At 46.4% G+C, this 11,574-nt stretch carries 13 protein-coding genes; 8 read left to right on the forward strand and 5 right to left on the reverse strand.

What is annotated here, in order from left to right; translation table 11 throughout:
• Window positions 1-20 precede the first annotated feature (20 nt).
• The gene (gene clpA, locus Undi14_RS04995) at window positions 21-2,321 is read right to left on the reverse strand and encodes an ATP-dependent Clp protease ATP-binding subunit ClpA (protein ID WP_186896669.1); all 2,301 of its coding nucleotides are present in this window, start codon (window positions 2,319-2,321) and stop codon (window positions 21-23) included.
• Window positions 2,318-2,626: an ATP-dependent Clp protease adapter ClpS gene (clpS, locus tag Undi14_RS05000; RefSeq protein ID WP_200178418.1), complete on the reverse strand. Its 309-nt coding sequence runs from the start codon at window positions 2,624-2,626 to the stop codon at window positions 2,318-2,320. The genes clpA and clpS overlap by 4 nt, the downstream gene beginning before the upstream one ends.
• 386 nt (window positions 2,627-3,012) lie before the next feature.
• Here clpS and Undi14_RS05005 point away from each other — a divergent pair, with 386 nt between their 5' ends.
• From Undi14_RS05005 to Undi14_RS05015, 3 genes are all read left to right on the forward strand, one after another.
• The gene (locus Undi14_RS05005; protein WP_186883254.1) at window positions 3,013-3,216 is read left to right on the forward strand and encodes a cold-shock protein; all 204 of its coding nucleotides are present in this window, start codon (window positions 3,013-3,015) and stop codon (window positions 3,214-3,216) included.
• A gap of 116 nt (window positions 3,217-3,332) precedes the next feature.
• Entirely contained in the window at window positions 3,333-4,697 is a 1,365-nt protein-coding gene (locus Undi14_RS05010; protein ID WP_200178421.1) for a cache domain-containing protein, read from the forward strand.
• The gene (locus Undi14_RS05015; protein ID WP_200179203.1) at window positions 4,697-5,317 is read left to right on the forward strand and encodes a response regulator transcription factor; all 621 of its coding nucleotides are present in this window, start codon (window positions 4,697-4,699) and stop codon (window positions 5,315-5,317) included. The genes Undi14_RS05010 and Undi14_RS05015 overlap by 1 nt, the downstream gene beginning before the upstream one ends.
• A gap of 84 nt (window positions 5,318-5,401) precedes the next feature.
• On the opposite strand, the gene icd is transcribed toward Undi14_RS05015, so the two are convergent.
• Complete coding sequence (icd, locus tag Undi14_RS05020) at window positions 5,402-6,655, reverse strand: NADP-dependent isocitrate dehydrogenase (RefSeq protein WP_200178426.1); 1,254 nt, start codon at window positions 6,653-6,655, stop codon at window positions 5,402-5,404.
• A 182-nt stretch (window positions 6,656-6,837) separates the two neighbouring features.
• On the opposite strand from icd, the gene Undi14_RS05025 reads away from it, so the two are divergent.
• The 3 genes from Undi14_RS05025 (at window position 6,838) to Undi14_RS05035 (ending at window position 8,290) form a co-directional block, all read left to right on the forward strand.
• The gene (locus Undi14_RS05025; RefSeq protein ID WP_190479569.1) at window positions 6,838-7,383 is read left to right on the forward strand and encodes a pseudouridine synthase; all 546 of its coding nucleotides are present in this window, start codon (window positions 6,838-6,840) and stop codon (window positions 7,381-7,383) included.
• 144 nt (window positions 7,384-7,527) lie between these two features.
• Complete coding sequence (locus Undi14_RS05030) at window positions 7,528-7,728, forward strand: hypothetical protein (protein ID WP_186896672.1); 201 nt, start codon at window positions 7,528-7,530, stop codon at window positions 7,726-7,728.
• 172 nt (window positions 7,729-7,900) lie between these two features.
• Window positions 7,901-8,290 carry a DUF192 domain-containing protein gene (locus Undi14_RS05035; protein ID WP_223826993.1) on the forward strand — a complete coding sequence of 130 codons (390 nt, stop codon included), beginning with the start codon at window positions 7,901-7,903 and terminating at the stop codon, window positions 8,288-8,290.
• A gap of 132 nt (window positions 8,291-8,422) precedes the next feature.
• Here the strand turns inward: Undi14_RS05035 and rpsT are convergent, their stop codons facing one another.
• Window positions 8,423-8,686, reverse strand: a complete 264-nt coding sequence (gene rpsT, locus Undi14_RS05040) for a 30S ribosomal protein S20 (protein WP_186883248.1) — start codon at window positions 8,684-8,686, stop codon at window positions 8,423-8,425.
• Between the two features lie 243 nt (window positions 8,687-8,929).
• Between rpsT and Undi14_RS05045 the strand changes: the two genes are divergently transcribed.
• Window positions 8,930-9,523: a GNAT family N-acetyltransferase gene (locus Undi14_RS05045; RefSeq protein ID WP_370589913.1), complete on the forward strand. Its 594-nt coding sequence runs from the start codon at window positions 8,930-8,932 to the stop codon at window positions 9,521-9,523.
• Window positions 9,524-9,534: 11 nt separating this feature from the next.
• Window positions 9,535-10,704, forward strand: coding sequence for a VWA domain-containing protein (locus tag Undi14_RS05050; protein ID WP_200178431.1), 1,170 nt, complete (start codon window positions 9,535-9,537; stop codon window positions 10,702-10,704).
• Window positions 10,705-10,713: 9 nt separating this feature from the next.
• Here the strand turns inward: Undi14_RS05050 and Undi14_RS05055 are convergent, their stop codons facing one another.
• Complete coding sequence (locus tag Undi14_RS05055) at window positions 10,714-11,547, reverse strand: PleD family two-component system response regulator (RefSeq protein ID WP_200178433.1); 834 nt, start codon at window positions 11,545-11,547, stop codon at window positions 10,714-10,716.
• Window positions 11,548-11,574 lie beyond the last annotated feature (27 nt).

The raw sequence follows: 11,574 nt of genomic DNA on the forward strand, positions 1-11,574 counted from the left end.
ATCACTGTGCACTTTTTTATTTATTCCACTTCAACGATTTCCTGCGAAGCCTCTGGCGGCGTCGCATCACCTTCGCTGAAGTCCAGTGTAATCTGATCCTTATCATCGAGATCGACCACGACGCGCCCGCCAGACACCAGACGACCAAACAACAGCTCATCGGCCAGTGCTTTGCGGATCATGTCCTGAATCAGGCGAGCCATAGGACGTGCACCCATCAATGGATCAAAACCTTTCTTCGCGAGGAACTTACGCAAGTGATCAGTGAAAGTCGCTTCCACTTTTTTCTCATGCAATTGTTCTTCCAGTTGCATCAGGAACTTATCAACCACGCGCAGAATAATTTCTTCATCCAAGGCACGGAAACTGATGATCGAGTCAAGACGATTGCGGAATTCTGGCGTGAACATGCGCTTGATATCCGCCATTTCATCACCGGCTTCACGACTGTCATTAAAGCCAATCGAGCGTTTCTGCAAGCTCTCGGCACCGGCATTCGTGGTCATGATAATGATCACGTTACGGAAATCCGCTTTGCGGCCATTGTTATCCGTCAGCGTACCATGATCCATGACTTGCAACAGAATATTGAAGACATCAGGGTGCGCTTTTTCTATCTCATCCAGCAGCAACACTGCATGCGGCTTCTTGTTAATCGCCTCCGTCAGCAAGCCACCCTGATCAAAACCGACATACCCCGGCGGCGCACCGATCAAACGACTGACCGCATGACGCTCCATGTATTCCGACATGTCGAAACGAATCAGTTCTATACCTAAAGTGAAGGCAAGCTGTTTCGCGACCTCAGTTTTACCGACACCGGTCGGACCTGAAAACAAGAAGGAACCGATAGGCTTGTCTGTTTTACCCAAACCGGCACGAGCCATTTTGATTGCGGAAGCCAGCGCTTCAATCGCAGGCTCCTGACCAAACACGACATTTTTCAGATCGCGATCGATGGTCTGCAATTTGCTGCGATCATCCTGATTGACAGTTTGCGGCGGAATGCGGGCTATCTTGGAAATAATTTCCTCAATGTCTGCTTTGCCTATCGTTTTCTTTTGCTTCGATTTTGGCAGAATGCGTTGCGCGGCACCGGCCTCATCAATCACATCAATCGCCTTATCCGGCAAATGGCGGTCATTGATAAAGCGAGCAGACAATTCCGCGGCTGTCGTCAATGCCGACGCTGAATACTTCACATTGTGATGTTCTTCAAACTTCGATTTCAGGCCGCGCAGAATCTGCACAGTTTGCTCAACCGTCGGCTCATTCACATCAATTTTCTGGAAGCGGCGTGACAGTGCATGATCTTTTTCAAATACACCGCGATATTCGGTGTAGGTTGTCGCACCGATGCATTTCAGTTGACCACTCGACAAAGCCGGTTTCAACAGATTGGATGCGTCCAGCGTTCCACCCGATGCCGAACCGGCACCGATAATGGTATGAATCTCATCGATAAATAAAATGCCGTTCGGTGTCTCTTTCAACTGTTTAAGCACACCTTTGAGACGCTGCTCAAAATCACCGCGATATTTCGTTCCGGCCAGTAATGCGCCCATATCGAGTGAATACACCACTGCATTTTGTAAGATATCCGGTACTTCTGATTTGACGATACGTAACGCCAGGCCTTCGGCAATCGCTGTTTTTCCGACCCCCGCCTCACCGACCAGTAAGGGGTTGTTTTTACGACGACGGCACAGAATCTGTATCACGCGTTCGACTTCACTGTCGCGCCCGATCAAGGGATCAATCTTGCCATCCGCTGCCGACTTGTTCAGATTTTGGGTGAACTGATCCAGTGGATTTTCTTTCGCCTGCGCATCTGCCTGCCCCTCATCACCACCTTCAGGAGATTTTTGCGGCTCGTTCAGATTATCTTTACGGACGCCATGAGAAATAAAATTCACTACATCCAGACGGGTGACACCTTGCTGATGCAGGTAATAGACGGCATGCGAGTCTTTCTCGCCAAAAATAGCAACCAGCACATTCGCACCGGTGACTTCTTTTTTGCCATTTGACGACGACTGCACATGCATGATCGCACGTTGAATCACGCGCTGGAAACCCAGGGTCGGCTGCGTATCAACCTCTGTCGTGCCAGGCACGGTCGGCGTGTTATCAGTGATGAAGTTACTCAGGGTTTTGCGTAAGTCATCGATATTGACCGCGCATGCGCGCATCACCTCGGCTGCCGAAGGATTATCCAGCAGAGCCAGCAATAAATGCTCGACTGTGATGAACTCATAACGAGCTTGTCTGGCCTCAACAAAGGCCATATGCAAACTGACTTCTAATTCTTGCGCAATCATACTTCCTCCATCACACATTGCAGGGGGTGTCCTGCCTTACGAGCGTGTGTCAAAACGAGTTCCACTTTAGTCAGTGCAATATCTTTCGAATATACGCCACAAATTCCTTTACCGTCTCTATGTACTTTGAGCATGATCTGCATCGCCGTCTCGCGGTCTTTATGAAAGTATTCCTGAACGACCACCACCACGAATTCCATAGGGGTATAGTCGTCGTTCAATAATATTACCTGATACATTGAAGGCGGTTTGAGCTGTTGTGTCTGCCGCTCCAGTATCGTACCGTTTTCTTGCTTGTTTCCCATGCGTCTATTCTAGTACGTTGATTCGTTCCAAAGGCAAATAATAAACAGGTAAAACTACCTTATTTCTGCTCTGAACAGATGTTACCTGCTTTCGGACAAACTCACAGATGGTGATCATTTCTCACAGATCAAGTTTTAAGTGAAAAGCAGGCATTTCACTTAAATGTATAAAGGAATTTGCCGACATTACTTAAAAATACAACAATAGGATACAAGTAAATAAAAGTTTCTTGACTTTAGTTTTTTTTCCGCCAAGAATGACATTTATTGACTGCATTAGTAGTAATTAGTCAATATGAAGTGGGCAAGTTTAGGGGGGGCTGGCATATCGTCAGGTTTCTTGCTTTTACGGCTCGTGTGATTAGTTTTTATTTGAAAGACGCATTATGGCAACAGGTACCGTCAAGTGGTTCAATGATTCCAAAGGCTTCGGCTTTATCACTCCGGACGACGGTGGTGAGGATTTGTTCGCCCACTTTTCCGCAATCCAAATGAACGGCTTTAAGACACTGAAAGAAGGTCAAAAAGTAGCGTTCGAAGTCACGCAAGGCCCTAAAGGCAAGCAAGCTTCTAACATCCAAAATCCTTAATTTCCGGATTTAGGACTTTCTGAAAAACCCCGCTTTTGCGGGGTTTTTTATTTTTCTGGAATAACTGTATAAAGACAAGATAGCAGACCGCCCATTCCATAAGACGCAACGACGAAATGAAACTTCGCTATAAATTTATATTGCTGGCCATCATCCCTCTTTTGCTTTCGCTTGCAGGTATTTCTGCGGCAGTTTTCTATCAGGCGACAAATTTGGCAAAGCAACAGCGAAACACGGTCGAGCAAGCGTATCTGGCAAGTAAGGAGGCGGAGCTGAAGCACTATGTCAGTCTGGGAAATGCAGCAATTCAGCATTTTTACAACAATGGTAAGGACATAGTTCAAAATCAGGAAAATGCCAAGAAGATGCTATCCACCTTAGATTTTGGTGATGATGGCTATTTTTACGTTTACGACATGAACGGCAATAATCTGATGCACCCACGGCAACCAGAGCTGATGGGGCAAAATTTGTGGCACCTGAAGGATCCGCAAGGAAATTTTACGATTCAGAATCTGATCAACAAAGCCAAAGCCGGTGGTGGCGCGGTACGCTATTTGTGGGAAAAGCCGTCCAGCGGTCAGATTGCGCCAAAACTCGGATACGTCGTTCTGCTTGATCGCTGGGGTTGGATGCTTGGCACCGGCATTTATCTCGACGATGTCGATGCAGCGCTGAATAAAATTGATGTACAGGTAGAAAAGAATATACGTGGCACCTTAATATGGATCGCCGTCATCGCTCTGGTTTGTGCGCTATTGATTGCGCTGTCGGGCTTGGTGTTGAATATCAGCGAATCCAGAATCGCCGAAGCCAAACTGAAAGTTCTGGCAAGGAGTGTCGTTCGCTCTCAGGAGGACGAGCGCGCCCGCTTATCACGTGACTTACACGATGGATTAAGTCAGTTACTGGTCTCGATTAAGCTGCAGATAGAGTCTGGCCTGGCAAAGCTGGATAACACCCAAAAGGCGCAGGAGACAAGCAGATTGCCATTTCACCGCGCAACACAACAACTCAATGAAGCGCTCAATGAAGTACGCAGAATTTCACATGATCTGCGCCCTGCCATGCTGGATGATCTCGGCTTAGTCGCAGCATTTGAACATCTTGCTGGCGAATTTGAAAATGCCTGCGGCTTACCGGTACGAGTCACGGCAACAGGAAATTTCAGCAAATTGTCAGAAATCAGTAATACAGTTCTGTTCAGGATTGCGCAGGAAGCGCTGACCAACACCCATAAACATGCGCACAACGTCAGTCACGTGGATATACAACTCGTTGAGAGTGGAGAAATCATCACCTTGACAATCGAAGACGACGGAACCGGCTTTGATATTCAAGGCATAGAGAATCACCCCAAACGCGGGATAGGACTCAGTAATATGCACGAGCGCATGGCCACTGTGAATGGTAGTCTGGATATACTCTCAGGCGCAGGCGGCACCAGTGTGATAGCAAAAATTCCGAATGGAGAAATATGATGACAGATAAAAAGACAATCAATCTGCTATTAGTCGACGACCACCCTCTGGTCAGAGATGGATTAAGAGCCAGGCTGGAAACCATTCCCCATTTTCACATCGTTGGCGAGGCTGGTAACGCAGCAGATGCGCTCAAAATGGTGGCGCTTCACGCAACCGATCTGATTTTGATGGACATTAATCTGGGCGGTACCAATGGCATCAATCTGACCGCAAAATTCACACAGGATTACCCACAGATCGCGATCATCATGCTCTCTATGCACGATAAGGCCGAGTATGTGAGCCAGGCGATACAAGCAGGTGCTCGCGCGTACGTGCTGAAGGATGCACCAGCAGAAGATATTATCAACGCGATAGAAACCGTGAGGGCTGGCGGGGTGTATTTCAGTTCAGGCCTCAAGCAAAACAATACAAACAACGCGACACAGATACTGACTCAGCGGGAACAGTGTGTTCTGAACAGCATTGCGACAGGTAAATCGAACAAACATATTGCTCTGGATTTGGGTTTAAGTGTCAGGACGGTCGAAACCCACAGACTCAATATCAAGCGCAAGCTGAATATTGAAGGTCAGGCAGATCTCATCCGCTACGCACTGAACAACATCAATCAGTAACACAAAAAAATATCAAAAAACATAAAAAAAGCCAGCATTTCTGCTGGCTTTTCTGAGACTCTGTACGAGACATTCACATGTGAATTACATGTTCTCAATCATAACGTCACCGAAACCTGAGCAAGATACTTGAGTCGCACCTTCCATCAGACGGGCAAAGTCATAAGTGACTTTTTTCACCGTAATTGCTTTTTCTGTTGAAGAAATCAACAAATCAGCAGCTTCAGTCCAACCCATGTGACGCAACATCATTTCAGCCGACAAAATCAATGAACCTGGGTTCACATAATCTTTACCAGCGTATTTAGGTGCTGTACCGTGTGTTGCCTCGAACATAGCAACTGAATCAGACAAGTTAGCACCAGGAGCGATACCGATACCACCAACCTGAGCCGCCAGCGCATCAGAAATATAGTCGCCGTTCAGGTTCAGTGTAGCAATAACGCTGTACTCATTCGGACGCAACAAAATTTGCTGCAGGAATGCATCAGCAATCGAATCCTTAACAGTAATTTCTTTACCTGTTTTTGGATTTTTGAATTTGCACCATGGGCCGCCATCGATCAGTTCTGCTCCGAATTCTTTTTGCGCCAATGCATAAGCCCAGTCACGGAAGCCGCCTTCGGTGAACTTCATGATGTTACCTTTGTGAACGATAGTCACAGATGGCTTGTCATTGTCGATCGCGTATTGAATCGCTTTGCGAACCAGACGCTCAGTACCTTCGATAGAAACTGGTTTGATACCAATGCCTGAAGTTTCAGGGAAGCGGATTTTTTTCACGCCCATTTCGTCTTGCAGGAACTTAATCAATTTTTTAACCTGATCGGAACCTTGCGCGAATTCGATACCGGCATAGATGTCTTCAGAGTTTTCACGGAAGATCACCATGTCTGTTTTTTCTGGTTCACGTACTGGGGATGGTACGCCTTTGAAATAACGCACAGGACGCAGGCAGACATACAGATCAAGTTCCTGACGCAGAGCCACGTTCAGGGAGCGAATGCCGCCACCAACTGGCGTTGTCAATGGACCTTTAATAGAAACTACGTAGTCTTTCAATACTTTCAGTGTTTCTTCTGGCAACCAGACATCTGGGCCATATACTTTCGTGGATTTTTCACCAGCATAGATTTCCATCCAGCTGATTTTGCGTTTGCCTGCGTAGGCTTTTGCTACGGCCGCATCAACGACTTTGATCATGACCGGGCTGATATCAACACCAGTACCATCGCCTTCGATAAAAGGAATGATAGGATTATCAGGAACATTCAATGAAAAGTCAGCATTGACGGTAATTTTTTTACCTTCAGCAGGTACTTTAATATGTTGATACATCGTTTTCTCCGTAGTTAGGCGATCAAGCGGGTCACGCTTTTCTCGTAATATGCCTTGCTTGCTAACATAGCGGTCAATATCGCTATTAACTCTTCTATAAGACACAAGACCTTCATTTCGTATTATGCACTAGTATTTTACTGGATGCCATCTGTTTACAAAATTGCGGTTACCATATTGCCATGAAACTCATCCTATTTAACAAACCATTCAACGTCATGTGCCAGTTTTCCGCTCATCCGGACAGACCAACTCTGGCGGACTATTTGCACATCCCTAATATATACCCGGCGGGACGTCTTGATGCAGATAGTGAGGGCTTAATTTTACTGACAGATGACGGCAAACTTCAGAATCGCATCAGTCATCCAGATCACAAACAAGCGAAAACCTATCTGGTGCAAGTAGAAGGCATACCTGATAAAGAAACGCTGGAGCGTTTGCGCAATCCTTTAGATCTGGGGGATTTTGTGACTCAGGCATGCACTGTCATGCACGTACAAACACCTGAATGGTTATGGGAACGAACGCCACCAATTCGGCACCGGAACAATATTCCGACCAGTTGGCTGTGCATTATTCTGTCGGAAGGAAAAAACCGCCAGGTTCGAAGAATGACGGCAGCAGTCGGGCTTCCCACTTTGCGCTTGATACGTACTGCAATTGGAGGATTCTCATTAGAAACACATCCCTTATTGCCAGGAGAATGGCAAGAAGTGGGCGTTTGAGTTGCTTTATTGCCTTGCAGCACAATTAATTGCGATTTCCCCTATGTGCTGCAATATCATGTCAACTTATCTGGGTTTGAGTGCGTTATCCAGATGATTCCTATTGAATCACCCTCCCAAATTACTCACGCAAAGGAAGTTAACATGAAAAAATTGATCGCCACTCTGATTGCTGGTCTGTTTGCTTCAGCCGCTTTCGCACAAGCCCCTGCACCGGCAGCTTCCACTCCGGCATCTGCTTCCGCTTCGGCTGAAGTTGCTAAACCAGCTAAAAAAGTTAAAAAAACGAAGAAAGCGAAAAAAGCTGCTGCAGAAGCTGCAGCATCCGCATCTGCGACAAAGTAATTACTGCAAATTAATTACCTGATCGCAAATAAAAAAGGCAGGATGTATTCCTGCCTTTTTTATTTGCGGTAGCATACCTGTTGTTATTTTTTTCAACCTGATTCCAACCATGATGAACCTTTTCCCGAATATCAAACTGAAAGCGGCAAGTATTGTTCTACTCAGCGTGCTGATGCCTCTTGCTCATGCTGAAAGAAAACTGCCTGTCAAACAACTCTCTGCTGGCATTTACGTCATTCAAGCAGAAGTGGCTGCCAGTGATGCCGATCGGGAACAGGGTCTGATGCTGAGAACCAAAATGGGGATCAACGAAGGCATGGTATTTGATTTTGGCGCTCCGGCCGGCGTTTGTATGTGGATGAAAAACACACTGATCCCATTGTCTGTCGCATTTATCGACGGCGAAGGGAAAATCGTCAACATTGAAGATATGCAGCCAGAAACGACCGACTCTCACTGTGCGAAAAAGACGGTGCGCTACGCACTGGAAATGAATCAGGGTTGGTTCAAACAAAAAAATATTAAACCAGGCAGCAAAATTGAAGGCCTGCCACTGCGCTAAGCAATTTCGCATCAGGTACCCAACAAACCTGTGTATCTGATGAAATCTGAAGAAGAAAACAAAAAAACCGCAAAAAATGCGGTTTTTTTTACATCTGAAATTGCCTGCACTTATCTGCAGGCAGAATAGCAATTAAGCTAAAGCTTTCAGAGCGGAAGCCAGGCGGCTTTTATGACGTGCTGCCTTGTTCTTGTGAATAATTTTCTTGTCAGCGATGCGATCGATAGTCGATACGGAAGCTTGAAAAATTGTTGCAGCAGCAGCTTTATCACCAGCTTCGATTGCTTTACGAACAGCTTTGATTGCTGTACGCAGAGTCGAGCGTTGGCTGGAATTGTGTGCGTTTTGTTTTACTGCTTGACGAGCACGTTTGCGTGCTTGTGCGGTATTTGCCATGAGATTTCCTAAACGTGGTCAAAGCGACGAGGTCAAAACATTTGATTAAATGCCACGCCGCAAAATTCTATACAGCTTTGCAGTATAACGGCTTTTATTTTCGTTAGCAAGCATTGCTGTTGTTTTGAGTGAATAGAAGATTATAACCCGTGAAACCATCTTCACTCACCCAATTTTTCATTATTGTTACTGATATTCACAGACTTTTTGTGCAACAGTCTTAAAAAATAACTACCGCGAGGAATCAGTATGGAATGTCAGCCACTACATTTGCAGGGAACAAGCGTCAGTCTGGAGCCTTTAGAGCAGGCACATATTGCGGATATCCGCAATGCGGCTGCCGATGGTGAACTGTGGAAACTATTCTTTACTTCGGTACCCGCGCCGGAACAAACACAACAGTGGCTTGATACAGCGCTCACCATGCAGTCCCAGCAAAAGGCAATTCCGTTTGTCGTCCGCGAGAAATCAGGAGGCAAAATTGTAGGATCTACCCGCTTTTGCAATATAGATCACCAACACCAGCGGCTGGAGATCGGTTACACCTGGTATTCGCAATCGGTGCAACGCTCGGCAATCAACACGGAATGTAAATTATTACTGCTGACCCATGCATTTGAAGTGCTGAACTGCATCGCGGTAGAATTCCGTACCGACTGGTTTAACCGACGTTCGCAAGCTGCGATCGAGCGGCTTGGTGCCAAACGTGACGGGGTTTTGCGCAATCACATGATATTACCCGACGGACGTATCCGTGATACGGTTGTGTACAGCATTCTGCAAAATGAATGGCCGGGCTTAAAAAAGAATTTGCAATATATGCAAAATAAATACTGAGAGATAAACAAGTGCTGATTGATTTTTTCTTTACGTTAAAAGACGCCAAAATTCCTGTCTCGATCAAAGAATTTCTGATGCTGCTAGAAGCATTGGATAAAGGTCTGATCAACATGTCACTCGACGATTTTTATTTCCTGTCGCGTACGATCATGGTGAAGGATGAAGCGCATTACGACAAATTCGATAAAGCGTTCGGCATGTATTTCAAGGGGATAGACACGATCTTTGAGCAACGCCCTGACATCCCTCTCAATTGGCTGACCAAGCGACTGGAACGCGAACTGAGCGACGAGCAAAAAGCGGCGATCGAAAAGTTTGGCTACGACAAACTCATGGACAGACTCAAAGAGCTGCTGAACGAACAAAAAGAACGGCATGAAGGTGGCAGTAAATGGATAGGCACGGGTGGCACCTCTCCTTTCGGTAATGGCGGCACGAATCCCGAGGGAATACGCATCGGCGGCAAGGGTGGCAGCCGCAGTGCCGTCAAAGTATGGGAGGAGCGTGCATTCAAAGATTACGACGCTGAACGTGAACTTGGCACACGCAACATCAAAGTCGCGCTGCGCCGCTTGCGTAAATTCGCCCGTCAGGGTGCAGAGGAAGAACTGGCGCTGGACGCCACCATCAAAGCAACGGCCAACAATGCCGGTTATCTTGATATCAAGATGCAACCCGAGCGTAAAAACAATATCAAAGTGCTCATGTTGCTGGACGTCGGTGGCACGATGGATGATCACATACAGCAAACGGAAGAATTATTTTCAGCAGCAAAAACCGAATTCAAAAATATGGAATTCTTCTATTTCCATAATTGCGTGTACGACTATCTTTGGAAAAATAACCGTCGCCGTCATGCGGAAAAATTTCCGACCTGGGATGTTTTGCGCAAATATCCACCGGATACCAAGCTCATCTTCGTTGGCGATGCCACTATGAGTCCGTATGAAATTCTGCAACCGGGCGGCTCAGTCGAATACAACAACGAAGAAGCTGGTGCTGTCTGGCTACAACGTTTTGCAACGACATTTCCCAAATATATCTGGCTCAATCCCGAACCGGAAGGCTTGTGGCAATACCGGCAGTCTATTTCGGTTATTCGTCAGGTCATGAGCAACCGCATGTTTCCGGTCACCATAGAAGGACTGGAACGGGGAATGCGATTACTGAGCAAGTAAGCGCCGGGCTTATTTAAATAAGTGTAAGTATTTTCTGATCGTACTGAGCAGAACACGACGGGACAATGGTTTTACCAGAAAACCGTCGCAACGCACCCGCTCCGCCAGCCCGAGTTTGTAATCAAAAGATTGATCGATTAAAAAAATCACGGAAGTCTTTAAACCGTGATTTTGTTTTTTCAGCCCATCACATAATTGATAAGGATCGACATTCGGGGTTGATGTATTGATTAAGGTCAGCGCATGCTGGTTGTTCCGATCCAGCATCAGGGCGCTGCGCTCATCGGCCGCCAGCGTAACAGTAATGCCGTAATGATCCATAATGGCCGCCACGTATTCACGGAATTGCGTGTCCTTATCAACGACCAGAATGCCGCCCTTCGCCATCGGCGTATCACGCATTTTTTGATACACCTGTGGATCGGTAAGATCAAAATCTATGCGTTTATGGGCGCGCCGCTCATGCACGGTTAAATTGATGGTGTGCGCAGCTAAAGTATGTAGTAACAGTTCACGTTTATTGATCAGCTCATCAAGAATGCCGAAAATATTGCGCCAGCGGATAGGCTTTGGCATCACCTGATAAGGTAAATCAATATCGGTTTTACCAATTAACAACACCGGCATCGCATCGCCGGGATTAAGGTCGGAAAGTGTTGCAATCGCTTTGATATTGCTGGCATTGACGATATACATGTCCGGATCCTGGACGCACCCCGTCCTCAGACACGTATAGCTGTAACCAGTCTCGCGTGCTACCGCGAGTACTGCAGAAAAAGTTTCTTCCTCTTTGGCGGAAAATCCAAGCAGTCGGATCGCGATCGTTGGAGTTTTTATTGACATCGTTTATCCATCTACCTATTACAGCTA

Source organism: Undibacterium sp. 14-3-2 (genome assembly GCF_016595265.1).
GTDB classification, from domain to species: domain Bacteria; phylum Pseudomonadota; class Gammaproteobacteria; order Burkholderiales; family Burkholderiaceae_D; genus Undibacterium; species Undibacterium aquatile.

What these genes read in the sequence shown, in the direction of transcription:
- Undi14_RS05010 (WP_200178421.1), top strand. Translation starts at nt 3,333, where the DNA reads ATGAAACTTCGCTATAAATTTATATTGCTGGCCATCATCCCTCTTTTG.
- icd (WP_200178426.1), bottom strand. Translation starts at nt 6,655, where the DNA reads ATGTATCAACATATTAAAGTACCTGCTGAAGGTAAAAAAATTACCGTC.
- clpS (WP_200178418.1), bottom strand. Translation starts at nt 2,626, where the DNA reads ATGGGAAACAAGCAAGAAAACGGTACGATACTGGAGCGGCAGACACAA.
- Undi14_RS05055 (WP_200178433.1), bottom strand. Translation starts at nt 11,547, where the DNA reads ATGTCAATAAAAACTCCAACGATCGCGATCCGACTGCTTGGATTTTCC.
- clpA (WP_186896669.1), bottom strand. Translation starts at nt 2,321, where the DNA reads ATGATTGCGCAAGAATTAGAAGTCAGTTTGCATATGGCCTTTGTTGAG.
- Undi14_RS05025 (WP_190479569.1), top strand. Translation starts at nt 6,838, where the DNA reads ATGAAACTCATCCTATTTAACAAACCATTCAACGTCATGTGCCAGTTT.
- Undi14_RS05030 (WP_186896672.1), top strand. Translation starts at nt 7,528, where the DNA reads ATGAAAAAATTGATCGCCACTCTGATTGCTGGTCTGTTTGCTTCAGCC.
- Undi14_RS05005 (WP_186883254.1), top strand. Translation starts at nt 3,013, where the DNA reads ATGGCAACAGGTACCGTCAAGTGGTTCAATGATTCCAAAGGCTTCGGC.
- rpsT (WP_186883248.1), bottom strand. Translation starts at nt 8,686, where the DNA reads ATGGCAAATACCGCACAAGCACGCAAACGTGCTCGTCAAGCAGTAAAA.
- Undi14_RS05035 (WP_223826993.1), top strand. Translation starts at nt 7,901, where the DNA reads ATGCCTCTTGCTCATGCTGAAAGAAAACTGCCTGTCAAACAACTCTCT.
- Undi14_RS05015 (WP_200179203.1), top strand. Translation starts at nt 4,697, where the DNA reads ATGACAGATAAAAAGACAATCAATCTGCTATTAGTCGACGACCACCCT.